General features: G+C 65.7%; 21 protein-coding genes. 13 read left to right on the forward strand and 8 right to left on the reverse strand.

Translation table 11 applies throughout. The features are described 5' to 3' along the window. Positions 1-482 precede the first annotated feature (482 nt). Positions 483-1,091: a hypothetical protein gene (locus ACQP2X_RS39295; protein WP_498690623.1), complete on the forward strand. Its 609-nt coding sequence runs from the start codon at positions 483-485 to the stop codon at positions 1,089-1,091. A 1,476-nt stretch (positions 1,092-2,567) separates the two neighbouring features. On the opposite strand, the gene ACQP2X_RS39300 is transcribed toward ACQP2X_RS39295, so the two are convergent. From ACQP2X_RS39300 to ACQP2X_RS39320, 5 genes are all read right to left on the reverse strand, one after another. Then, on the reverse strand, positions 2,568-3,218 hold the full coding sequence (locus ACQP2X_RS39300) for a hypothetical protein (protein WP_498690625.1): 651 nt from the start codon (positions 3,216-3,218) through the stop codon (positions 2,568-2,570). Continuing rightward, on the reverse strand, positions 3,215-3,886 hold the full coding sequence (locus ACQP2X_RS39305) for an RNA polymerase sigma factor (protein WP_498690627.1): 672 nt from the start codon (positions 3,884-3,886) through the stop codon (positions 3,215-3,217). Before ACQP2X_RS39305 ends, ACQP2X_RS39300 begins: the two co-directional genes overlap by 4 nt. Before the next feature lie 477 nt (positions 3,887-4,363). After that, positions 4,364-5,491, reverse strand: coding sequence for a tyrosine-type recombinase/integrase (locus tag ACQP2X_RS39310; RefSeq protein ID WP_498690629.1), 1,128 nt, complete (start codon positions 5,489-5,491; stop codon positions 4,364-4,366). Further along, positions 5,479-5,850, reverse strand: a complete 372-nt coding sequence (locus ACQP2X_RS39315) for a helix-turn-helix domain-containing protein (RefSeq protein ID WP_498690630.1) — start codon at positions 5,848-5,850, stop codon at positions 5,479-5,481. The genes ACQP2X_RS39310 and ACQP2X_RS39315 overlap by 13 nt, the downstream gene beginning before the upstream one ends. A gap of 407 nt (positions 5,851-6,257) precedes the next feature. Beyond that, the gene (locus ACQP2X_RS39320; protein ID WP_498690632.1) at positions 6,258-6,500 is read right to left on the reverse strand and encodes a hypothetical protein; all 243 of its coding nucleotides are present in this window, start codon (positions 6,498-6,500) and stop codon (positions 6,258-6,260) included. Positions 6,501-6,670: 170 nt separating this feature from the next. On the opposite strand from ACQP2X_RS39320, the gene ACQP2X_RS39325 reads away from it, so the two are divergent. From ACQP2X_RS39325 to ACQP2X_RS39350, 6 genes are all read left to right on the forward strand, one after another. Further along, entirely contained in the window at positions 6,671-7,660 is a 990-nt protein-coding gene (locus ACQP2X_RS39325) for a hypothetical protein (RefSeq protein ID WP_498690634.1), read from the forward strand. A gap of 90 nt (positions 7,661-7,750) precedes the next feature. Next, complete coding sequence (locus tag ACQP2X_RS39330; protein WP_498690636.1) at positions 7,751-8,281, forward strand: hypothetical protein; 531 nt, start codon at positions 7,751-7,753, stop codon at positions 8,279-8,281. Positions 8,282-8,679: 398 nt separating this feature from the next. Further along, positions 8,680-8,991, forward strand: a complete 312-nt coding sequence (locus tag ACQP2X_RS39335; RefSeq protein WP_498690637.1) for an NUDIX domain-containing protein — start codon at positions 8,680-8,682, stop codon at positions 8,989-8,991. Between the two features lie 296 nt (positions 8,992-9,287). Then, the gene (locus ACQP2X_RS39340) at positions 9,288-10,517 is read left to right on the forward strand and encodes a helix-turn-helix domain-containing protein (protein ID WP_498690639.1); all 1,230 of its coding nucleotides are present in this window, start codon (positions 9,288-9,290) and stop codon (positions 10,515-10,517) included. Between the two features lie 545 nt (positions 10,518-11,062). Then, complete coding sequence (tgmB, locus tag ACQP2X_RS39345) at positions 11,063-12,034, forward strand: ATP-grasp ribosomal peptide maturase (protein WP_498690641.1); 972 nt, start codon at positions 11,063-11,065, stop codon at positions 12,032-12,034. Continuing rightward, complete coding sequence (locus tag ACQP2X_RS39350) at positions 12,031-13,164, forward strand: methyltransferase domain-containing protein (protein WP_498690643.1); 1,134 nt, start codon at positions 12,031-12,033, stop codon at positions 13,162-13,164. Before tgmB ends, ACQP2X_RS39350 begins: the two co-directional genes overlap by 4 nt. A gap of 416 nt (positions 13,165-13,580) precedes the next feature. On the opposite strand, the gene ACQP2X_RS39355 is transcribed toward ACQP2X_RS39350, so the two are convergent. Further along, entirely contained in the window at positions 13,581-14,777 is a 1,197-nt protein-coding gene (locus tag ACQP2X_RS39355; RefSeq protein WP_498690610.1) for an IS630 family transposase, read from the reverse strand. Between the two features lie 103 nt (positions 14,778-14,880). Here ACQP2X_RS39355 and ACQP2X_RS39360 point away from each other — a divergent pair, with 103 nt between their 5' ends. Continuing rightward, the gene (locus ACQP2X_RS39360) at positions 14,881-15,243 is read left to right on the forward strand and encodes a hypothetical protein (RefSeq protein WP_498690608.1); all 363 of its coding nucleotides are present in this window, start codon (positions 14,881-14,883) and stop codon (positions 15,241-15,243) included. A 263-nt stretch (positions 15,244-15,506) separates the two neighbouring features. Here the strand turns inward: ACQP2X_RS39360 and ACQP2X_RS39365 are convergent, their stop codons facing one another. Together ACQP2X_RS39365 and ACQP2X_RS39370 are read right to left on the reverse strand one after the other, a co-directional pair. Next, entirely contained in the window at positions 15,507-16,424 is a 918-nt protein-coding gene (locus ACQP2X_RS39365) for a phosphotransferase (protein WP_498690644.1), read from the reverse strand. Beyond that, entirely contained in the window at positions 16,414-17,784 is a 1,371-nt protein-coding gene (locus ACQP2X_RS39370; RefSeq protein WP_498690646.1) for an NsdA family TPR-like regulatory protein, read from the reverse strand. Before ACQP2X_RS39370 ends, ACQP2X_RS39365 begins: the two co-directional genes overlap by 11 nt. 217 nt (positions 17,785-18,001) lie before the next feature. Between ACQP2X_RS39370 and ACQP2X_RS39375 the strand changes: the two genes are divergently transcribed. The 5 genes from ACQP2X_RS39375 (at position 18,002) to ACQP2X_RS39395 (ending at position 23,352) form a co-directional block, all read left to right on the forward strand. Further along, positions 18,002-18,430 carry a hypothetical protein gene (locus tag ACQP2X_RS39375; RefSeq protein ID WP_498690648.1) on the forward strand — a complete coding sequence of 143 codons (429 nt, stop codon included), beginning with the start codon at positions 18,002-18,004 and terminating at the stop codon, positions 18,428-18,430. Positions 18,431-18,942: 512 nt separating this feature from the next. Beyond that, a complete protein-coding gene (locus ACQP2X_RS39380; RefSeq protein ID WP_498690650.1) occupies positions 18,943-19,767 on the forward strand; it encodes a GPP34 family phosphoprotein in 825 nt (274 codons plus the stop codon). Positions 19,768-19,923: 156 nt separating this feature from the next. Then, on the forward strand, positions 19,924-21,306 hold the full coding sequence (locus ACQP2X_RS39385; protein ID WP_498690651.1) for an APC family permease: 1,383 nt from the start codon (positions 19,924-19,926) through the stop codon (positions 21,304-21,306). A gap of 26 nt (positions 21,307-21,332) precedes the next feature. Next, positions 21,333-21,941, forward strand: coding sequence for a GNAT family N-acetyltransferase (locus ACQP2X_RS39390; RefSeq protein WP_498690653.1), 609 nt, complete (start codon positions 21,333-21,335; stop codon positions 21,939-21,941). Between the two features lie 436 nt (positions 21,942-22,377). Then, positions 22,378-23,352, forward strand: a complete 975-nt coding sequence (locus ACQP2X_RS39395) for an SAM-dependent methyltransferase (protein WP_498690655.1) — start codon at positions 22,378-22,380, stop codon at positions 23,350-23,352. Positions 23,353-23,356: the final 4 nt, after the last annotated feature.

Here is a 23,356-nt window from a genome sequence, read left to right on the forward strand (position 1 = left end):
CGACCGAACCGTCGCCCGCCGCGCGGCCAATCGGTCAAGATCATCTATGCTCGCCGCCGTGGTTGATCGACTGACGTTGCGGACTCGGCCCGGGGCGGCCCACCCGGAAGCCGCTGCCCTGCGCGCCGCACTGCACGCCGGCAACTGGCCCGGCTGCCGCGCGGTACTCGACACTGTCGGAGCCGCTGAGCGTTCGGCTTTGATGCGCACCGTCGAGAGCGACAAGGGCGCCGGCCGGTTCCTCACCCGAGTAGTCGCCGAACTCCCGGCCGACTCCGCAGCGGCGGCATTGCTGAGCTTCCACCAAATTGAGTCCGCCTGGCAGATCCGCACCAGAGCGTCGGCAAGTGCGGTCAGCCGCCGCAAATTCGCCCGCTTCCACACCGCATTGCAGACAGCCGAGAACACCATCAACTCGGGGCTGGGCGCCAGCCCGGCAGACCCTGCCGCGCTTCGCGCGAGACGCGTTGTGGACGGCATCATTGGCGACCGCCCGAGGACTCGAACTCGGCCCCACAGTGGCCCACTACCGGTACGCGAAACTTGCCGAGATCGACCCGCACCATCTGCCCGGCCAATCGCAGATGCTGCAGCAACTCTGCCCGAAGTGGGGCGGCAGCTGGGAACAAGCCTTCGGCTTCGCACGCCAGGCGATGTTCGACTCCCCCGAAGGCACCCCGAACGCGGTCCTCCTCGTCCAGGCCCACCTCGAGTACTGGCTCGAATCCGGCAGCAAGCACTACCTGAGCTCACCAGGGGTCCGCGAAGGCCTGACCACCGCCGCGCACCACTCCGTGCTACACCCCGCGTTCCAGCGCACCGCCGGCTGGGTTGAAGTCATCAACACCTTCGCCATGGCATTCGCCATGGCCGGCGACCGCCACTCGGCAGCCGCAATGTTCACCGCTCTCGGCCCGTACGTCTCCCGCTATCCCTGGACCTACCACCCTGAACCGATCGCCGCGTTCCGCCGCCACCGCGCAACAGCACTCGGCTGGTCCTGGCCGTCGACCCTGGACCGCCTACTAGCCCTGACCGCACCCTCCACCCGCCTCGGCCTACTCGGCCTCCTCGGCACAGCATGGCGATGAGCAGCTCCACGCTCCCCAGCCAATGACCGACCACAAACTCGCCAGGCCCAAGTTGACTGCCCAGCCTCCGATGCGCGTGTTTCAAAAGACATCGCCGATCGAGAACGCTCCGGAACTCCTGAGAGTTCATTCACATTTGTCGCCCCAGGTCAGCGACTTGATCCACAAGGAGGCCTTCGATTCGAAGGCAAACGAAGATCAAACTGGCGCTGCCCCCTTTTCTCCCACCCGTAAGTGGCGGTGACCCCAGTGAGTCCTTGCGGGTCAGCGCCAATCCGCCTACTGAGCTGTGGCGATACAACGCAGGTCCTTGCAGTTGGCGACTCTTGTGTGAACGGAGCGGACCACCGGTCTCTGAACAGCACAAACGTAAACCGCCTGCAGAAAACCAAGGCAGTTCACAGCACCTCAGACCCGTTGAGCGCAGTTCAGCGCAGTCGGGATCACCCTGCTGCCCCCAATCCGCTCCCCTGCGGCACCGATCCCTGACGGGCTTCGCCCCGGATTAGCCCACCTGGAGACGCAGATGGCGCGTTGACCGACATTCCACCTTGGGACCAACGGTACCGTGGCTGACGCATCGGAACGCGCCTTATCAGCAGCAATTCAGAAGAAGGCAGCCTTAAATATTATCACGGGAAGGTCGCGCCCAAGTCTATACTGCCGCGTCCCGGGCGTTCGCATTTAATCAGGCGCGATGGTCATGTCGATACTTCACCGAAGCTCTGATCATGCAATCAACTCCGATGAATTTGTTTCACATTTTGGCTCTGGCGAGAAGCTGGTATCCTAGATCTCACATCAAATTTAGTGACGCGCAAACCATCCCTCATCATGGACCTGATACCTTAAGCGAGGTCAGGGGTGACGATACTTCTCAGGTTTTGGCGATTCTTCGTCGAATATCTTCCTGGACTGCTTATAACGATCGGCGCGGGACTGGGCGGAAAGTGGCTCTGCATACTTGTTTCAGCCGGGGTTATTCTATTCCTCGTCGCCAAGGCTCGCGAGTAGCCCGCTCGATTCTGGTGCTACCCACAATCCGCTGCGCGGTCCAGACCAGAGCGTGTGGCCGCCGCAGCAAGGGCACCTCCACATAACGGGCGGGTTGTCGCGTAGTAGCCCCTCGCGGATGGCGACGTTGAGCGCCGAGCGCAGGGGCGCGCACACGAGGCATCGTGCAACCTGCACGCTCACCGCGGCATGGACGCGGGATTGGACCCCGCTGCGGTAACCCACCAGCTTGCGACGGACAGGCGCGCCGCTCTCCACGGCGAGCGCCTGCCTCGCCGGGCGACCGTCACGCGCCGCATACTCTGCAAGGACCGGGTGGCGGTCACAGTCGTGAGGTTCTCCCCGAGCGACACCGCCGTTTGGTACCACAGTCCGTCGCTGCAACTGATCGTGGTCGGTAACGCCCGCTGCGCTCCGGGCCGTGCCTTGATGATCTCCACGCTGGACGCGGTAGCCTGGCCATTAATCGAGATTGGCTGAACGGGCCGAGCGTTTGCGAGGGAGCCGCGTGAGGCGATTTGGGTGTCGGACGAGCCGTCGAGCTTGTTCCCTGATCTGGAACAGCCAAGAGGTGATCACGTTCTGGTTCTTGACCCATCTGCGCCAGTCCGCCCGGTTCTTACTTGCGGTGGCATAGCTGTCGGCCTTCTCGCGCACCATCTTCGCGTCGGCTTTCGCCTGATCCAGGATTTCTTGACCTAGGCGGAGGATCTCGGTGATGTAGCCGTCGTCGCCGGGATCGGCGTGGATGATGTTCGAGCGGGTACGTGCCAGCCTCTGGTAAAGGGCGTTCGCGGCGGCGAGCATCTCAGTGCGTCGAGCCGTCGCTTGCTGTAGTTCCGCCTCGGCGTGGCGGATCTGTTCCCGGATGTCTTGCAGGCGTTGCTTCGCTTCGTGTAGTTCTTGGAGGTTGGTGCCGGCCAGCACTCCTAACAATGCCTTCGACGGCGCCACGTCGAGCTCCGAGAGGCGGTCTCTCATGGCGCGGGTCATCACATCGTGGAGCCGTCGGTCGATCTCCAGATCGGGGATTGCTTCGATGTCGGCATCGATGTCGTCCAAGCTTTCCCAGCGCTGCGACGGTGGTGCGCCAACACTCGTGTGGTCTTTCATGCATGCTCCCCAGGGTTTTCCTCCGTGTCGTCCAGTTGCTGTCGCCATGCCGCGGCGAGAGGTCTTCGGGCGACGGCGAGCCTTTGCCGGACGGCGCCTGGTGAGGCGCCGATCCGCTCCGCGATCTCTGCCGGGGTGAAGCCGTTCAAGAGGAGTTCCATAACTATGCACTGATCAGGAGTAAGTAGGTCCAGAAGGAGTTGTTTGATCCATTGCCACTCCTCCCAACTGGTCAAGCTCGTGTCATCAGCCACTGGGGAATACCCGTGACGCACAATGAGTCGCTGTCGGATCCGGGCAAGGTTGCGGGCCTTGTCCTTCCAGAAGTACCTGATGACCGCCTTCTTGGCCCACGCCAGCGGATCGTCCAGGCGATGCCAGGCTGTGAGGACCTCCAGCATGGTTTTGGAGGCGGCTTCGTCGGCGTCGTGGAGGTTGGCGCCGGCGTAGGTGGCGAGCCTGAGTAGCGTCCGATAGTGGGCGGCGAAGAACTCCTCGAATGTTCCGGTCCAGGCGTGTGGTTCCGCCGTTGCGCCGCCGGATTGGGGCGTGCCGGTCGGGACAGGTGATGATAGGTGCCTATTCGGGCCGGAGACGGCGATCATGGACTCTGGCAGCGTGCCGGCGAGCCCTTCGTCGTCTGGACTGGTGTCGTCGCGGTTATCCACGGCGGTCCACGACTATCAGGCACGCGACCAGGGTGGCGGCCACTATCGTGGTCAGGATTACCGAGCCAGTCGTTAGGAACGTCGCGAGCAGCGCAGCGCACACGGCCTCGAGCAGCATGACCAGGGACGCCATGGGGAGACGAGGCGCAGGTATCGGCGTCTCGTCGAATCGGGTGAGCTGGTCGGGGGTGGTGGACAAGACCTGAGTCCTTTCGATGGCACCCGTCAATGGGTGCGTCCACCTATTCAGGTCCCCGAGGCAGCGTCGGCGTCAGTCCACGATCGGGTGATATCGGCATGGGAAGGCTGCGGACGGTAGATGCCTCTGTCGCGGGCGCAGGCGCTTGTCGGATCGGCGAGCATCGCTATGACCGCTCCTCTATCCGGGCCTCGCCGCGTCGCTGTAGAAACCAACCGGCCCCATCAGGGGAAAATCCCTGGTGGGGTCAGCCGGTTCTCGACCGAAGGGTGCGTTGCTTATGCGGCGCGCAGGTGCCGTTCGGCTGATGGCGCTGTCGTGCTGGCCAGCCAACGCCGCTGCAGCGCCCGGACGACACGGTCAGTCATCGCCGGGGTGACGTGGCTGTAGATGCCGCGCACGCCGTGCATGCGGTGTCCGAGGCGGTAGAACTGGGCGACCTCGGGGATGTCGTCCTCGATGAGCCACGTCTTATGGGTGTGCCGGGTGTCGTGGAAGTGCATGCCGTTGAGCACCGGTGCGGTGCCGGTGGCCGGGTCGCCGTTGACGGCGGGCCGCCAGACTCGGCGTGACATGTTGGACCGCCGCATGAAGGCGCCGCGGGGGCCGCAGAAGACCATGTCGTGGTCGTGGCTGTCGATGAGCTCCTGGAGCAAGGCGATCAGGAAGGGTGGCAGGTGGATGTCGCGGACGGCCGCCGCCGATTTCGGCGGTCCGAGGTAGAGCTGCCCGCGGACCTCGTGCAGGGCCCCGACCTGGCGGTGCACGGAGATCAGCCCGTCGCCGAGGTGGGTGTTGGGTTTGGCTAGGCCGGCGAGCTCACCCCAGCGCATGCCGGTGTAGGCGGCGGTGTAGGTGAGGATCTGGTCGCTGCGGCGTTCCATGCGGGCAGCGATGCGGTTGATCTGTTCGACGGTGGCCGGGGTCCGCTCGACTTGGGGGCTGGTCATGATTCGCAATCCTTGGCATGGATTGAAGCCGATGCGGCGGTCGGCGACGGCTTCGCGCATTAGCAGACCGAGCAGGCTCATGATGTCGGCGACGGTGCGTTCGGCGAGGTGTTGTTTGAGGTCTTTGACGAAGACCTTCGCGGCTTGCCGGGTGATCTTGCTGATCGGAACGTCGCCGAAGCGGGGCAGGATGTGGTTGCGCAGGTAACTGTGATATGTCGCCCACTTCACGGGGCTGGCCTCGTGTCCCTCTTCCCAGATCGTCACCCATGCTCTGAGGGTGATGCGGCCGGCGTTCGGGTCGAGGTAGGTGTCGTAGGCCTGGTCGATGTCGACTTGTTTGCAGCGCAGATCGGCGGCGGCCCGGTTGTCGTGGCTGGAGTCGGTGCCGACCGTCCCGTCCGGGTTTCGGAAGCGGACACGCCACCGCGGACCGCGTTTCTCTACCCATGCCATGTACTGCTCCCATCAGGATCGTGGTCATCGCGGTGTGCATGGACGCTTGGGTTCGGGGGTGCAGGCAAGTCATCGGTACGCGCCGCCGTAGGGCGCTTTCGGCGTGGTTTGCGACCGGTCGCCGGGGTGGCGCCGGCCGCAATGATCGCGGCAATGTCGACGGCTGTGAACCGGAGGTGTTTACCGACGAAGGTGCACGGGATGACTCGGGCTGCGGCTTTTCGGCGCAGCCACGACTCGCCTATCCTCAGCAGCTCGGCTGCTTCTGTGGGCGTGAACGTTTGCAGACCATCGGAAGTGACGAGACGGGTGTCCGCTCGACGTGGTGGTGTAGTGGGACGGCGTGACGACGTGGGCATTGCAATGCTCCTTGAACGAGGAAACGACGCCCGTGCTGGACGACGGGCAGAAAAGAGCCGGCACCGAATGGGTGCCGGCTGGGTCGGACTAAAGAAATGCTGCACCTGGCATGCCGTTGACAGGGCACGATGCTACGGATCAGAAGGTTAGGGGTTCGAGTCCCTTCGGGCGCACCAAAGATCAAGGCCGTGACCTGCGGAAACAAGGGTCACGGCCTTCTTTGTTCCCATTTTCGGCTGCGATTTTCCCGACTGGTGGGATGGCGGTGATCGGGTGGTGATCGCGTGTCATCGGACCGGCCGATCCATAGTGGATTCACTTGTTGAGCTGGGGATCTCAAAGCCGAACCGGCGGACACGGGCACCACGCCGTGAAGTCACGCGGGGCGTCGCGGCGTCCGGATTTGTTACCGCGTTGACCGTTGCGGCATGAGCGCCCAGTTGCTCAGTTGCTCTGGCACGTCGTCGCGCATGGCTTCGACCATCCTGTGGGCCATGGCTTCGTCGTCGAAGTAGTGGGTGACCTCACGGCCGTCGGCGCCGCCCACACGGCCTACAACCTGCCAACCGGTGGGAGTTCGAAGCAGATATATGTCACGCCGGTTCACGCCGTACCGCCGATTGAACCAGTGCTCGATCCGCTCCACCACACGCCTAGAATAGGACAAGCGTTCGAACTCGCAAGACTGCTGCGGCTCAGCGCTCACACGCCGGCGTTGCGTCGTCTGCGGGGAATCGGGTCGCGCTGGGCAGTTGGGATAGGGCAGGATGGCCCGGCTCTTTCGGGGATGAGTGTCTGGAACGGTAAGGATTCGCGGCTGTGGCTGATTCGCTGGAAACTCGGCTGTTGCTGCGCGCTGCGCAGGCGTGTCGGCAGCAGGCCGACACACTGCAGCAGACGCTGGCGCGGGTGCATGGCGCGCTGCCGCCGCCGGATGCGCCGAGCGGCCAGGACGAGCGTGAACTCAACTCGATGGTTCGTTCCCAGGCGCGTCGGCAGGTGTGGAGCGACTGCGTGCTGGCCGCGTTGAGTATGGGAGTGCACGTCGCTGACCACGTCCGCTCGCTTGGGCTGTTGCTGACTCACGTGCCTGACCAGGGTGCGCCGTTGTACGCCCATGCCTCGCTCGTTCGGGGTGCGGTCGAGTCGGCGGCGTGGCTGCGCTGGTTACTAGCAGAAGGTCAGCCGTTCACCACCAGGTTCGGCCGTGGCGTGGCTTTTCTGCTCGAGGACGCAGCTCTAGCGGTCAAGGCTGCCGAGCCTATTCCCCGGGCCGCGTACCTGCCGTTGCCCGCCGTTGGGGAAAAGGTCAAGCTGACAGCGTTGCTTGAGCGCCTGCAGAACGCTCGGATCGAGACGATCGCCAATGGTCCCGGCACCCGGATCATGGCAGTGCGCGTGGCCCGCGACGGTGACCAGACTCTTACCCGCGTCAAGGTCAGCCAGTTGGTTATCGAAGCGTTCGGTGATCTTCCAGGGCTGTACGAGTCGTTGTCCGGCGTGGCCCATGCCCGATCGTGGCAGTTGGCCGACAATCTCGCGGTAAGTGGCCGCCAAGCCGCATGGCAGGCTGACGCTATCGCGGTGAGCGTCTCCGTGCTGGCCGGCCTGATCGCCGCCGAACGAGCCGGGGAGTTGTTCGCCGCATACCGCGGGTCCCCTGAAGATCCCGGTGTGCAGGAGATGAGCGAGCGGCGGGCAAACTTCGACCGCGAGATGCTCCGCTACGGCCGCACCGCGGGCCACCTGGCCCGGCTTCGACCCATCGACGGCTTCCTGTCGGCCGGAGCAAGGTCTCACGACGGCTGACCATCATCACGTGTCTGACGAACTCGACTACGCTGGACATCGTTTGTTTCGGCGGCTGGCCAGAACGCCACTCTCAGGAGGAGACATCGGGTGAGCTACCGGCAACCAAGCCCATCCGTCGGCCATGTGGAAGCCGACCTGGTGGCCTATGTCCGGGGACACGCTCGCCTCATCGACGACGGTCACCAGCGGCCAGCCGGATACGCGTATTCGAGCACGCCGCATCTGTTGCTCGCACACGGCAGGCTCTTCGCTCCCGCGGTCCGTCCTGGCGCCATTGAGAGGATGCGGGACCACTTCTGCTTCGAAAACGCAGCCGCCGTCGCCCGTGAACAGAACCTGATCTACGCCGAAGGCTTCGCCGCGTTCACTACCGCCAGCGGCCTCACAATGCCGTTACCCCATGCGTGGTGCCTCACCACAGATGGCGCAGTCGTTGACCCCACCTGGGATAACGGGGACGCCTACCTCGGCATCGCCTTCACCGACACGACCCTGCTGCCATCCAGTAACCGCGGCCTGCTCGATGACCATCGCAATAGCGACCGATTCCTGCGTGAGGGCCTCGCTCCCGGCACTTATACCGATCTAGGCCGACCCCTACCTGTGGATCCTGCGTAGCTCAACGACTTTCCCCAGGCCTATAGATGGACGACTTCGTCGGCGATCTGGACGCGACAGCGATCGGCGCCGACAACGCCGGGCCGTGACCGTCGCGTTTCTCAGCGCAGCACGAGCACACGAGTGGGCAGGGTGTCGCCGCAGCGGCGGCCACGCCGATAGTGCGCAGGATTTGCTCGACCGTGTATCGAGACCGCCGACGGCGATGACCACTCGCATCGGTGCTGTGCTCATCGCCGTGCCGTCCTGCCACGATCCGTCCCGGTTGCTACGGTCACCGCGTGAAGACCCGTGTGACCGGCATCTGCATCGAAGGCAGCCGGATTCTGCTGCTGGATCAGGACACCGACGGGTCGCGGAGCTGGTCCTAGCCTGGTGGGAAGGTAGAGGACGGGGAGATGCTCGCCGAAGCGCTGGTCCGGGAGATGCGGGAAGAGACCGGCGTCGTGGTAGAGGCCGGTCGTCTGCTGTACCTGTGCGACAACACCGCTGCGCATGTCGTTCACATCACCTTCGAGGTCCGTCGGGTCGGGGGTGAGATCGGCGCGGTCCTTGCTGGAGCAGACACCCGGCCGATCCGTGGGGTGGAGTTCGTCGAGTTGGACAAGGTCGCCGAGTTCGGGTTCAGCGACACATTCGTCCAGCTGTGCAGGTCAGGGTTCCCGGGTGCTGGGTCGTACATGGGCGCTAAGGCCAACATCGGCTTGTAGCCGGGCCAGGGCGGCGTCGATCGGCGCGTCGAGATCGGGCAGCGACAGGTCCGGCCGGTCAGGCTCGTGATCCAGGTACGGATCAGGCCCGCGCGGTCGCCGGCTGGGATCGGCGGGCAATGCTGGTCGAGGAGTGGCGGATACCGACGCCGAGGGGGCCGCGAGCAGATGCCGGTGTCCGGGGGCGATGGACCTGAATGCGTGGCGCCTTTCTGTGGTCGGCGGGGTGTCGCCGGTACCGTTCGTGGTGACAGGCAGCTTTGCCGGCTCGTGTGGTCGAGAGGGAGAGGGCGGCAGTGCTGGAGGAACGGGAGTCGATCGGTAAGCGGGTCCGGCGGGCAAGGCTTCGCCTGGGGACGACCCAGGCTGACTTGGCGGCGGCCGTGGGCAAGACCCAGGGTTGGGTATCGAAGGTCGAGAAGGGCGCTATCGAGCTTGACCGGACTGGCGTCATCTCCCAGCTTGCGGCGGCGTTGCATTGCCATCCCAACGACCTGATGGAGCGGCCGTACGCGGCCGGTAAGGCGTCGGAGAATCAGTGGCAGGTCTCGGCGGCGTCTATTTTGCGGGAACTACGTCGCTACGACCTGGCGCCGGTCTTCGACGGCCAGCCTCGTTCGGCGGCTGAACTGTGGTTTGACACTCAGCGGCTGCACGGGCTTAGGGATGCCGCCGCGAGCGTTACCGTCTTGCAGGTGCTGCCGGACATGCTTCGCGAGTCTCGCGCGTTGGCGGAGGTGTCCTCCGGCCGCGAGCGTGAAGAGGCGTATGCCATCTACGCGATCGAGTGCAAGTTCGCGCACACGGCCGCGCACGCGCTGGGCCACCCGGAGTTGATCGCGATGGCGTGTGAGCGGGCGTCGTGGTCCGCGCGTTTGTCCGGTGATCCGGTGATGGAAGCGGTGGCGGATTGGATGCGCGTGTGGGACATGTGGGCGACTGCGGACTGGGACGACTCGCTCGCGCTGTCCGACAAGGCCCTGAAATCGATTGAGGAGCAGGTCAGGGCGAGCGACCCGTTAGCGGTTCGCGCCTGGGGCACGATTCATCTGCGGGCCGCCGTGGCGGCCGCTCGAGCCGGGCGTGCGCTCGAAGCCGAGGACAGAATCGGGCACGCCGCAGTCGCGGCCGGCCGGATAGAGACCGGCCGGGCGCCGTTGTTCGACCGGCACTCGCTAACGTTCTCGCGAGGCAACGTGCAGATCCACGCGGTGTCTGTGCAGTTGGAGATGGGCGATCACGGCAAGGCCTTGGTCCTCAACGAGCGCGCTGACCCGGCCGCTGTCGCGGCTCTGCCCGGCTCTCGGCGCGGGCATCATCACATGGATCTGGCGCGGGCCTGGTTGTGGGATGGCAGGCGCGACCGCGCCTTGCAGGAGTTGGAGACGGCGGAGAAGATCGCTCCGCAGCTGGTGCGTAATCATCCGATCGGCCGGGCGACGTTACGCAAGATCGTGTACGCGGAGCGATCAGCCACTCGAGAGAAGTTGCGTCGCATGTCTGACCGCTTCCACCTGGACGGATAGCACCGCTCCCACCTGGGCGAATAAAGCAGTATTCCGCGGATTCATATTCGTCCGCACCCATTCGGCTACCGTCCGCTGTCATAGGCGTACCGCAAGCAATCATCAAGGAGGCCCGCGAGTCCGCCGACAGCGAGACAGGGCGGGGTCGCCCAGGGTCCAAGGCGGACGCGTCTGCAACTCGTTGACAGCGAGCGAGCGCGCGGAACTGAAACGTGCTCTGCCTGTCCATCAACCGCCACAGGATGGCGGTGAGGAAGGAGCAACCCATGGATCCCTCACGTCTACCGACGGTGATCGCCCCGCTGTTTTCCTCCACGGCATTGCTGCCGCTCAGTGAGCCCGGCGGAGTCTCGTATCCGATGCCGAACATTCCCGGTCTCCTGCGGCCATACTCGGCGACCCTCGCGGTGCCGATGCCGGCAACCGGGAGGCACAATACGTCGAGCACCAGGCCGTCGACGTCGATGCCCACACAGCGCTCCGACGATGGAAGAGTGACGACCGATTCGCAGTCAGACACCGGCCAGGACAGTTAGGCGCGGGCTGTGAACACCTCTGACACCGTTCTCGTCCTGACCTGCGCCGAGGACTCGACCGCCGACGCGGTGATTGCCGAGCTGGTACGGCGGGACACGCGCGTAGCCCGGCTGGATACTGGCGACTTCCCGACGGCGATGCGGTTATGCGCCACGATGGCGGACGGCGGCTGGGCGGGCCGGCTAGCGACCGATGACACCAGCGTTGAGCTCGCTGAGGTGCGCTCGGTGTACTTTCGCCGTCCGACTCGGTTCCGGTTGCCTGCCGGGATGTCGCCGGCCGATGAGGTGTTCGCGGCCACCGAAGCACGGCATGGCTTCGGCGGCCTGCTCGCAGCGCTTGATGTGCTGTGGGTGAACGAGCCGATCCGGCAGGCGGCGGCGGAGTACAAGCCGCGGCAGTTGGCGACCGCCGCCACCTGCGGCCTGCGCACGCCCGCCACGCTGCTGACCAACCAGCACCTGGAAGTCGTCGACTTCGCCGAAAAGATCGGCGGGCCAGTGGTGTGCAAGCAGCTATCCTCGCTGGTGTTCAGCCAGGACGGCGAGATGAGAGCGACGTACACAACGGTCATCGACCCCGCGACGATCGACCCGGCAGCGTTCGCGGCCACCGCGCATCTAGTTCAGGAGTTCGTTCCCAAGGCCTACGAGGCACGGGTCACTGTGGTCGACCGGACGCCGTTCGCGGTGGCGATACGCTCCTCCTCCGACGCCGGCCGGGTCGACTGGCGGTCGGACTACGACGCGCTGACCTACGAACGGATCGATGTTCCCGTAGCGGTGACCGAGGGCATCGGAAAGTTCCTGAACGCCACGGGGCTGAACTACGGAGCGTTCGACTTCGTCATCACCCCGGACGGTGACTGGGTGATGCTGGAATGCAACCCGGCCGGTCAATGGCTGTGGCTGGAACAGGAGACCGGCGCCCCGATCGCGGCCGCCCTGGCGGACCTGCTCACGGAAGGACCGAGCCGATGACCGACTGGCAGCCCTACGCCGCCACGCTGGCCTCAGAGCTGACCACCACCGGTGTGCTGGCCTCGGACTGGCGGCCGGCATTCGAACACATTCCCAGACACCTGTTCGTGCCGGAATTCTTCACCGTGGACGGCGAACGGATCAGCGCGGACAACCCGGCGCAGCATGATCGCTGGCTTGCCGCCGTCTACTCCGACGCCTCCCTGACAACACAGCTCAGGACCGCGCCAGGGGCCGATCTGAGCTGGCCAACGAGTTCATCAACCCGGCCAAGCCTGATGGCCCACATGCTGGATCTACTCAACGTCGCAGACGGACATCGAGTGTTGGAGATCGGCACCGGCACCGGGTACAACGCGGCGCTGCTGAGTCACCGCCTCAGCGACAGCAACGTAACCAGCATCGACATCGATCCGGCCCTAGTCGAATCCGCCCGGCGACACCTCGCGGACCTCGGCTACCGACCCCACCTGAGCGCCGGTGACGGCGCAGCCGGCGTCGCCGAGCAGGAACCCTACGACCGGATCATCGCCACCTGCGCTGTGCCGGAAATCCCCCCGGCATGGATCACCCAGCTCACCACCGGCGGACTGATCGTGGCCGACGTGCGCGGCGAGCTGAGCTCCAGCCTTGTCGTCGCTCACAAAACCACCCCGCACTCGGTCACCGGCCGGTTCCTCGCCTCCGCCGGGCACTTCATGTGGATGCGCGCCACAGCTGACAACCCGCTGCGCAACGGCGGTGCCTTCGGCACCGTCTACGACTTCACCGATCCCTACACCGCCACCACGACCGTCCCGCTGGCCGCGTTCGACGACGAAGACTTCCGCTTCGTCCTGCAACTCGCGGTGCCCCGCCTCGGCCCGCTCGGAAACACCATCCGCGACGATCGCAAGGGAGTCTTCCTGGTCACCGAGGACGACGCGTCCTGGGCCGAGATCAGTCCCGCCACCGACCGTGGATCAACGGTCCTCTACGGCGGCCCCCATCTCCTTTGGCCCGACGTCGTCGCCACCTGGCAATGGTGGACCGAACACGGCCGCCCCCAACGCGCCCGATTCGGGCTCACCGCCCACGACAACGGTAGCCAAAACACTTGGCTTGACCACGAATACCAACCGGCACCGTGACACGCTGATCGGACCCCGACGACGAGCCCGAACTGGTCCGGGCTGGCACCAATGCCACGTAGGAACGGCACCGCCGGCCACTGAGCAATGTCCTCACGGCGACCGGAGTGCCGTCATAGAGCCCGCCCGGATGACGGCTTTGTCGGTCGACCGCAGCAGCTCCTTGTCCAGCACAGACACGCCGACGCCTCACCACGGCCGGGCCCACCACGACGGAGTCCAGGAGATCGTGAGTAACCCGTGCGTGGTTCGAAGCACGGAAGCGCCGTCGGGTAACCAGCAACGACCAGCACTGGTCTCCCAGTACCTGAACCGCGCTGACGGCTGGTGCGGGCTTACCGGCGGTTTACCTCACGACGGGGGGCGCACCGACCGCAGCCGCCACTTAGTGGTCCCGGTCGTAAATCCTTCGGGGGTTATGCAGCCAGGGTGAGTGCGTCAGGCTGGTGATCGCAGCCGGTGGGTTGTTGGGGGTTTTGCTCTTTCTGTTCGTGTCGCTCGATCCGGGCCATGAGGTCCTCGAGGTCGGCCGGGGTGAATCTCCATCTGAAGGGCCGGGCGGTCGCGTTGTAGCGCTGCTCGAAGGCGGTGAGCCGGTCTTCGACCTGGTCAAGGCTGGTGAAGTCGTTGGGTGTGAGGACCTTGCGCTGCACGATCGAGAAGTAGATCTCGATCTGGTTGAGCCAGGAGGCGTGGGTCGGGGTGTGGACCATGACCGCGTTCGGGAACCTGCGGGCGAGACGGTCGGCGGCGGCCTGACCGCGGTGCGAGGAGCCGTTGTCGACCACCCAGAACACCCGTTTCGCCGAGGCGTAGGGCTCTTGGGTCATGACCTGTTCGACCAGAGTCATGAACGGCGCGATGCCGGTCTTCGTGTTGCGGTGCGAGAAGATGCGCGCCTGGTGGACATCGTAGGCGGCCAGGTAGGCCAGGGCGCCTTTGCGCTGGTATTCGTGGTTGACCCGCATCGTTCGGGCGACGCCGGGTGCCAGGGTGGGGTGGCAGCGGCAGCGGGCCTGGATGCTGGTCTTCTCATCGCTGGAGATCACGTACTCGTCCGGCCCGAGACTGATGCCGTCGAAGGTGCGGGCGTAAAGGTCGAGCACGCGGGTGGCTTTGACGGCGAACTGCGGGTCGCGGATGAAGATCCAGGACTGATGTTGCCAGGGCTTGATCGTGTCGCGGGCCAGGATCCGGCGGATGGTCGACGCCGAGATCGCCGCGACGATGCTGCGGTCGACGGCTTGCGCGGCCAGGTCCGGGCACGTCCACTTCGACAAGGGTGTGCCTGTCTCGGCCGGCAATTGGCAGGCCAGGGCTTTGACCTCAGCGACCTGGATCGGAGTGAACCGGCCCGGTCGTCCCGGCCGGGGCCGGTCGGCGAGCCCGGCCAGGCCTTCGTCGGCGAACCGGCCTCGCCAGCGCCGCACGGTGTCGACGGTGACCTCATGCCGGCGGGCGATCGCCGCGTTAGTGTGCCCGCGGTCCGCGTCGCAGATGATCCGGGCCCGGATGACCTGTTGATAGCCGGCGGTGTGGGAGTAGGCGAGCAACCTCAGCTGCCGTCGTTCGGTGGTGCTCAGCGTGATGGGTCGTGCGTGAGGGACAGGCACCGGCCAGCTTCCATCGAAGGCGATCTTGTCAGGGCCGGACGAGGATGCCGGTCAGGCGTGCCGGAACCAGGCAGGACACGCCGCAGGGGCAGGATGTGAACCCATGCCGGTCATTCCTGCCTCCACCAAGACGTCTCTGCCGCAGCGGCTGCGTGCCCGGGCCAAGGCAAACTGGCCGCAGCTGGCCGGAGTCCACGTGCGCTACCACGCCCAGTTCGCCTACGTCACCGTCGAATTGACCGGCGGTGAGCAGTTGCCGGTAATGCGGCTGCGTTACAGCGGCTCCGCCCACCGCTGGAGCCTGGCCACCTACCGGCCCAGCAACAACAGCTACGAAGACCAACACTGGTTCAGCGGCACCACCGAAGAAGCCCTCGACTTCGTCTGCGACGTCCTCATCAGCCCCGTCATCGACCGGCCTTATCCACGCCCCGAACCGTCAACCCCCGAAGGACTTACGAACTGAAGCACTTAGCCAGCATCCAGTTTCTGCCTGACCTTCTCGACGGCAGTGGACGAGTCGACCGGGCCACCGACGTAACGGCGTACCCGGGGGTCCATCGCCATTTCCACCAGGGCACCTTCATCGCCGACCGTCGGCGGCCGAAGCAAAACTCGCTCACCACGCACCGGCGGCCGCAGCCAATCTGTCACAACGTCAGCATTCCAAAGCACCGGCTCGCCCATCGCCACATCGGCCAGCTCTACCCATCCGAATCGCGCTGCGCGTCAAGCGGCACGGATGTAAGTGGACCAGCGGGTTTGCAAGTCCCCATCGCGATACGTTGCTAGGCGTTTCTGCCACTGCGGGCGCAGGACGGGTCGACTGCCGAGGACTGGGACAAGGCTGGTGACCAACTTCAATTCCCTCAACCGTCGTAGGACTGAAAATCCTTTCCAACGGATTACATCGAAGCCATAGCGGTGGGTCAGCGAGCCGTAGTCGTCGCCTGGATAATCGAAGCGAAGCTTGCCGACAGCGATCGGAGTAAGGTCCCACTCGGGCTGGCCGATGCAGGCGGAGTCGAAGTCGCAGATCACAGAGCCGGTGGGACCGTCGATCAGGTTGCCCATGAAGGCGTCACCGTGAATAGGTCCCAACGGGAGCTCATAGCTCAGGCTGGCGAGCTGTTCCTCCAGCCGGTCGCATTCGTGGCGTAGATACGCCAGGTCCGCGTCGTTGACACCGTCCGGCTCTGCCAGCCGACTGCGAATTTCCTCCATGGGCACCCAAAGGGGCAGGCCTTCCTCGGGAGGTTCGAGCCGATGCCACGCCCGCAGGATCGTGGCCATGTTCGCACCGGTCGAGGGCGGTCCCCCATCTGGAACCTCCGCCCAGAGCGTGACCTTCAGGCCGTCGACGACCAGGGGCTGATCCAGGTCGAGCAGCCTAACTGCCGGTACCCCGCCACGTTCCAACCAGCGACCAACTGTGATGATCTTGGGTATTCGTGCGGCCATCGTCGCCGAACCAGCTATACGCGCGACCACGCCAGCATGCGGAAGGGCATAGACGGCGTTGTTAGTAAACTTGATCAACTTGGCGTCTGCGGTGTCGATGCCAGTCAGCGCCTGCGTGCCAGCAAGTACCGCACGCAGCCGCTGTTCAGTGATCCGCCTTCCAGGGCGCCTGACCTCAGTTGTCATCCCCTCGGAGGATAGCAATCCGCCGCGCTAGATCTAGCGCGGCGGGATCCTCCGAGCGGCTACGCGCTGCCGCTAGCAGCGGGTCGAGTCGTTCCACGGTGCGTACTGACCGGACCGTGCCAACGAGATCGAGAACCCGCTCGCCGTCAGCGACGCCGCCAGAAACATCCCCAGCCCGCAGTTTCGTGGTCGCCAGGGCAGTCCGCTCAAACACCGCACTGCGCACGGTCGAGTCGCCGCGCGACTCAATACTGGCCGTCAGGCTGGTGATCGCCTTGCTAGCGTGGTCCTCGCCGGGCAGCAGACTGTAGACCATGCCGGTGAGCGCCGACAGATCAGCGGCGCCGAAGAACGCCACCCACGCCGGCAGGGCGTCCCCGCCGCGGACAAACTCGTCCTCCGCCCGCCCGAGCGCGTTGTGCGCTTTGCTGCTGTCACCCATGACGGCATGCGTCCAACCTAGGTTTGCGTGCAGCATTGCCACCGTCAGCGGGTCATCTGCATCCTGCGCAGCGATCTGCCCGAGCTGAAAGAAGCGCAGCGCTTGACCCGGATACCCGCAGTGGAGGTGCACCCGTCCCTGCCGATACAGGACGTTGGCAGCGAGGGAGGAATTGCCGGCTCTCTTTGCCAACTCAAGCGCCTCGCCAAAATGCGAGCGGGCGCTCTCGTGCAGACCTACGTCAAACGACGTCCAGCCAGCTAAATTATGAAGGTCAGCGACTGCCATTTTCAGACGCCGACGAACCTCACCGGAGCATTCGGCGCGGAGCATCGACCGAGCAAACGCGGTCTGCGCCAAGACCGCGTCGCGGCACGCGCCACCACCGTGCTGATAGTCCACCGCGCGTAAGACGCGGATCAGGTGCTCAAGATTGTCGACGTCCTTCGCGCCGACCTGGTCGGGAGCCGGGGTGCGTGGATCGGACAGCGGCTGCCACCAGCGGCCGGTCTCGTCGAGCGACGTGCCCATCATGACCTCAGCGGCATGTCGCAACGCGGCTTGGATCTGATCGCTCTCCATAAATGAGCGAACCCCGTTGGTCATCGCGTCTTCGACTGCAGTGTGTGCGATGCCGTCATAGTTCCCTAGCCCCATGTATCCCCGTGGAATTCCGAGCCCATCGGCGATGCGGATCAAGACAGGATAGGCCACGACTTGACGACCGTCGCTCATGATCGCCGAAATCTCCGGCTGGGACTGCTGCGTCAGCTCACCGATCTTGCGTTGCGAGAACCCTTGCTTCTTCAACCTGTGGAACACGAACTCAAAGTCGTGCCTGAGCAGGGCCGCACGCATCTCGGGGGTCTCCCATGTTGCCGATGCCGGGAGACTGGTATCCGCTCGGATCGTGTTCACGAACACTCCGTAACGTCAGGATGCGTTGGCTCAACGTAGCGCTCTGCCGCTGCGAGGGGAACCCTTGATATGCGGAACGGATCACCTCAGCACATCGGTCGACCGATTGACGATCGTGATCAGACGCTTCCATTCCCGGGGCGAGTCTGCGGTGGAATCTTCGTCGGTGTCGGCGGGGCCAAAAATCCGCCAGTGCCTTCCGTCTGCGAGGCGAGCGATGTTCAACAAGGAAGTTGACGGAGTCGAATCCGGTATCAACGCGTTCGGCGGTGCCTGCTCCGCTCCGCGGGTCACCCGACGGACGGCCAGCGTCCCACCCCTGCCTGAATCGGTGCTGACAAGGGTCGTTGGTGATCCCGACTTGATCGACCGGCTGGGCCGGCACACCCACCAGGTCCAAATGCCGCAATGGATTTGCACTGGATGTGGGCTGGATTGGCCGTGCGAGGCGGCTCAGGACGACCTATTGCTCGACCTCGGATGGCTCAAGACGCCGGTTCTAAGCGGTGTGCTGATGGAACTGGCCGCCAAGCACCTCCACGGCCAAATCACCCCAAACCAGTTGTGGCATCGGTTCATCGCCTGGACGGAACCACCAGCCGAGCTCAGCGATCCGCTGCTCACACACCTCGCCCCAAACCGTTGAGCAAGCAGCGCGCTCGGTGCCTGCGACACGGCGCAAAGGTCCTCGTCCATCACGGCAGACGGCATGCCAGTCAACCAGGGGCTCATTGCCCAGAGCCCGATTACTGCTCACAAGGAGGAACCGTCATGCACCGCGCGGATGCCGGCTTTCGAGAGTTCGCCGGAGAACACGAGAGCGAGGGGTGCTGACGGATGACGTACCCACAGCAACGCGATCATTATCTGCCGGACAGCGCCCTTGTCGGGCGTCCAGCTGATGCGGTTATTCGGGCCGCCAGCATGCACTCCGCTGTGACACAGGCGGACCGAGCGTGGATGGTCGAACCTCATCATGTCGCGCGGCCGAGGGCCCGGGAGTCCTTCACGAGCGCGGAACCGTATCAGCAGCTCGCTGAGCCGGTATACCCCCCGCCGCATACCACCGCGCCAGCCGATCTAAGTCAGGCACCGACTGGGCACGAGGCGGCCCCTGATGATCCGGAGCGAGCTCCCCGTCCGGCACCCACCGGGGTCATGCCCTATGGGGACCTGCCGTCATCGCGAGGGGCAGAAGGCGGCACGTCGTCGGTCGACCGGATCGGGTTCACCGGGAGTCTTTGGCTCGCCGCGCACGACAAGGTCAATGGCGGTTCGCGGCTCAATGAGTACGCGTTGGGCGTCGGACTGGGCGGCGGGCTGCTCGCCGAGCTTGTCGAGGGCGGCTATCTGCTGGTTCGTGACGGGGAGTTGTTCCGGACGTCGAGGGCTAGATTGCCTACTGATCCCGCCTTGGGCCCTTTGTTGACCACGATGGTGGAAGAGGAACAGCTCTGGCCGGCGACACCACCGGCCGCGGCGGGAGGCGCCGTTTCCCCCGTGGATCCCGCTGGGCCGTACGGCGGCTACGGCGATGCCGGGTGGCCTGAGCAGCGGGTGGATGAGTCGCGGCATCGGCAGCGCGGCCACGATCTGCGTACCTGGCTGGCTTATCTGCAAGCCGAGGGCCGCGCCGAGCGTGCGGTGGTCGAGCGGCTCTGCCGACTCGGTCTGGCCCAACGTCAGGAACGTCGCTCCTTCTTCGGGCGTACCTCGGCCAGCTACGTCCCCTGCGACGCGATGGTGGCAGCCACCCCAGCGGACATGATCACTACCGCGATCCAGGGCCGCCGTGATCTGAGCCGGTTTCAGCTGATGCTGGCCGGGTTGTTCGAGGTGACCGGCCTGCACCAGCACGCGCTGGCAACCCTGACATCGGCCGAGCGGGCCGTACTGAGCAGCATGGTTCGCCACTTGAACCCCATGTGGGGCGAGTTGCTGCGCGCAGTCGACGCTGCCGTCGGCGAAGCCGCCATGCGCTAACCCTTCTCACCCCATTGAGTCCTGCACTCCCTGCCCCTCACTGTCCAATGTAGAAGAAGGATCCCGGTGCCTACTTCAACCTCCGCGACGCAACAGAGCCGTGTCACTCATTCACTGGCGAAGGATCGCCTCGGCTCGTTCAACATCGGCTCTCTGATGGCCTCGTCGGTGGCCCCGTTGACCGTCATCACGCTGGTCGTGCCGCTCGCGCTGGCCGCGACCGGGCTGATCGGATTCCCGATCGCGATCATCATCGTCGCCGCGCTGCTGATGCTCTACGCGGTCGGTTTCCTGGCGATGGCCCGCCGCATCCCGAACGCCGGCGCGTTCTACGCCTACGTCGCGCATGGCCTGGGCCGGCCCCTCGGCGTGGGCACCTCCTGGCTCGCCTTGGCCACCTACACGTGTTTTCAGCTGTGTTGTTTCGGCGCGTTCAGCGCCGCGATCGGCACCCCGCTGCTGTCGCAGTGGCTCGGCATCGATGTGCACTGGATCATCCCGGCGGTGATCGCCTGGGCGCTGGTGGCTTTCCTGGGCGCGAACGAGATCAAGCTGTCGGGAATCGTGGTGGTCGTCCTCGTCGTCGCGGAGACCATCTTGGTGGCGCTCTACAGCACCGCGGTCATCCTTACCCCCGGCTTCGCTTTTTCGGGCGCGGCGATGTCCTTCAGTGATTTGTCCGGGCCGACGCTGGGCGTGCTGATCGTCTTGGGGGCTACCTCGTTCGCCGGCGTCGAGCAGTCGGTGGTCTACATCGAGGAATCCAAGGACCCCAAGCGCACCATCCCCCTGGCCACCTACGTCACAATTGCCACGATCGGCGCGGTCTACTGGTTCGGTTCCTGGGTGCAGATCTCCGCCGCCGGGCCGAACCCCGTCGACCGAGCCACCCTCGAGGGCGCCGACCTGTTCTTCAACGAGGCGGCGGTCGTCCTGGGCCAGGGCGCGGTCACCGTCGGGAAGATCCTGCTCGGCACCGGAACCCTCGCGGCGATGCTGGCGTTCCACAACGCGATCTCCCGGTACATGTTCGCCGGCGGGCGCGAAGGGATCCTGCCCCGCGCGTTCGGCAGGTGCACGATGAGCAACGCACCCCGCAACGCCTCGCTGACCCAATCCGGATTCACGCTGCTGGTGCTCATCGGGTACGCGGTCGCAGGCCTGGACCCCCTCGTCCAGCTGTTTTATTGGGGTTCAACCGCTGGTGGTCTCGGCGTGCTGCTGCTCTACACCCTGACCAGCGTCGCCGTGATCGCCTACTTCGCCCGCAACGCGCGCGGTGAAAACCTGTGGCGCCGGCTCATCGCCCCGCTGATCGCCACCATCCTGCTGCTGATCGTGTCGTACCTGGCCGTCGACAACCTCGCCACCCTGTTCGGCGTCGAGCCCGGCACCGGCCCGGCCCGGATCGTGCCCATCGCGTTCGCGCTGATCTTCGCCGGCGGCACCGTCTGGGGCCTGATCCTCAAACGCAGCAAGCCGCACGTCTACGCCGGCGTCGGCAGCGGCACCCGCAGCACCGCAGCCGCCGCCTACTGACCCGCCACACGAAAGGACCTGTCGCCATGACGGCCACCGCCAACACGACCCTCGACGTCGCCGGCCCCGCCGACACCGACACCGTCGCCGACATCATCACCGACGCCTTCATCGACCTGACAATCATCAAATTCCTTGTCCCCGATCCCCAGCGGCGCCGGCCGGTGTCACGCGCCTGGTACCGGCTCTACATCGCCCACGCCCTCGGCGGCGCCGGGCAGGTCGTCATGACCAGCGACAAGTCGGCCGCCGCGGTCTGGTTCGACCGCACCGGCCCCGTGTCCGAGCCCGACGACTACGCCACCAAGCTCGCCGAGCTCGCCGGCCCTGATCTGCCGCGGTTCCGTGAACTCGACCAGCAGATGGAAGCCCACCACCCCAACGATCCGCACTGGCATCTGCTGTTCCTCGCCGTGCACCCCGACCGGCAAAGCCAAGGCCTGGGCAGCCGGCTGATGAGCCGCACCCACACGCGTCTCGACGCCGAAGGCATTCCCGCCTACCTCGAGGCCACCGGTCCGGAGAACGCGCGCCTGTACCGGCAGCACGGCTACGCCGACATGTCCCCGCCGACCCTGGCCGTCTCCGACGGCACCGAGCTGCGCCGGATGTGGCGCGGCACCTCGACCAGCTGAGCACGGTCGCCCGGCCCGCTGAACCTGCCGAAAGGCAGTCCCAACCTCCCTGCCGGGATACGGGGATCCGCTGCCGCCCGTGCCAGTGCCCCTCTGGCGCGGGCGACGCGATCCCGAAAACGCCGCACACCGAAAGGAGGAGCCGATGAACGCTTCGGAGCGGCGGTGCCGGCCCGACAAACCTCCCGGGACGCCGGGCACACGGCCCTGCCGCTCCACCCCCACTATCGGCCGCCCAGCCCCATCACCTGTCACGGGCGGCCGCACCGGGACGTCAATCCTGGCGGCTTGGCACCCCGGTGGCCGGGCGCGTAGGCCCTCGCGGGCAGGACGAACTGCGCGCCCGGCACCCCCACAACCAACCCCGAGCCCTGAGCTGCCGGCCTTTGCCGGCACCCAACCGGTGACTGACTACTCGAAACGACGGAGGCCGACCGTGACCGGGCACCCCAGCAACAAACGCAGTCCTCGCCGCACGGCCGTACCCTCCACCAGCCCGAACCGGCGCCGCAGCTGCGCAACGGGCACCACGATCGCGGCGACGCGGGCGCAGTCCAGCACGGCCGCCGGCAGCAGCGACGCGACCCGGGCCGCAGACGACAGCGATGACCTGTCCGGATTCGATACCAAAAAGCCCACTTCGGCGCGGGTCTTCAACTACTGGCTGGGCGGCAAGGACAACTTCACCGCCGACCGCGACTGCTCTGCCATTCTCACCGCCGCGGTTCCCGACCTGCCGGCCGACGCCAAGGCCAGTTACGCGTTCACCCGACGGGCGGTGCGGTATCTGGTCGCCGGCGCCGGGATCCGGCAGATCCTCGACATCGGCTGCGGCATGCCCAGCCACCTCCACGTCCACGAGGTCGCCCAACAGATCACCCCGTCCTGCCGCATCGTCTACGTCGATAACGATCCCCTGGTCGCCGCGTATGCCCGCGCCCTGATGACCAGCGGAACCCGCCAGGGTGTCATCCACGTCGAGCAGGCCGACCTGCTCGCCCCCGACCTGCTCCTCGCCGCCGTCAACGCCAGCAATGTCCTCGATCTGAGCCAGCCCGTCGCGGTGCTGCTGACCGCTGTCCTGCCGCACTGCGCCGACTTCCACCAGCTCAACGCCGCCCTGCACACACTGATCGGCGGCCTTGCCCCCGGCAGCCACCTCGCGATCTCCCACGCCACCGCCGACGGCCTATCCAAGACGGTGCGCGACAGGTACGCGGCCGCCCGAGCCAAAACGGGATTGCAGCCCTATGCGCCGCGCAGCCGAGCCGAGATCGCGGGGCTGCTCAACGGTCTCGACCTCGTCTACCCCGGCCTGGTCACCACCAACCGGTGGAAACCGAAACTCGGCCCCACCCCGGCCGAACCGGCCGCCGGCCTGTCCTACGCCGCCGTAGCGAGGCTGCCATGACCCG

Source organism: Actinoplanes sp. CA-131856 (genome assembly GCF_050956135.1).
Lineage (GTDB): Bacteria > Actinomycetota > Actinomycetes > Mycobacteriales > Micromonosporaceae > Actinoplanes.

Bases quoted from the DNA above. Each gene is read 5' to 3' on its own strand.
- ACQP2X_RS39360 (WP_498690608.1), top strand. From the start codon at position 14,881: ATGCCGGTCATTCCTGCCTCCACCAAGACGTCTCTGCCGCAGCGGCTG.
- ACQP2X_RS39365 (WP_498690644.1), bottom strand. From the start codon at position 16,424: ATGACAACTGAGGTCAGGCGCCCTGGAAGGCGGATCACTGAACAGCGG.
- ACQP2X_RS39335 (WP_498690637.1), top strand. From the start codon at position 8,680: ATGCTCGCCGAAGCGCTGGTCCGGGAGATGCGGGAAGAGACCGGCGTC.
- ACQP2X_RS39350 (WP_498690643.1), top strand. From the start codon at position 12,031: ATGACCGACTGGCAGCCCTACGCCGCCACGCTGGCCTCAGAGCTGACC.
- ACQP2X_RS39375 (WP_498690648.1), top strand. From the start codon at position 18,002: ATGTTCAACAAGGAAGTTGACGGAGTCGAATCCGGTATCAACGCGTTC.
- ACQP2X_RS39300 (WP_498690625.1), bottom strand. From the start codon at position 3,218: ATGAAAGACCACACGAGTGTTGGCGCACCACCGTCGCAGCGCTGGGAA.
- ACQP2X_RS39310 (WP_498690629.1), bottom strand. From the start codon at position 5,491: ATGGCATGGGTAGAGAAACGCGGTCCGCGGTGGCGTGTCCGCTTCCGA.
- ACQP2X_RS39315 (WP_498690630.1), bottom strand. From the start codon at position 5,850: ATGCCCACGTCGTCACGCCGTCCCACTACACCACCACGTCGAGCGGAC.
- ACQP2X_RS39390 (WP_498690653.1), top strand. From the start codon at position 21,333: ATGACGGCCACCGCCAACACGACCCTCGACGTCGCCGGCCCCGCCGAC.
- ACQP2X_RS39385 (WP_498690651.1), top strand. From the start codon at position 19,924: ATGGCCTCGTCGGTGGCCCCGTTGACCGTCATCACGCTGGTCGTGCCG.
- ACQP2X_RS39380 (WP_498690650.1), top strand. From the start codon at position 18,943: ATGCCCTATGGGGACCTGCCGTCATCGCGAGGGGCAGAAGGCGGCACG.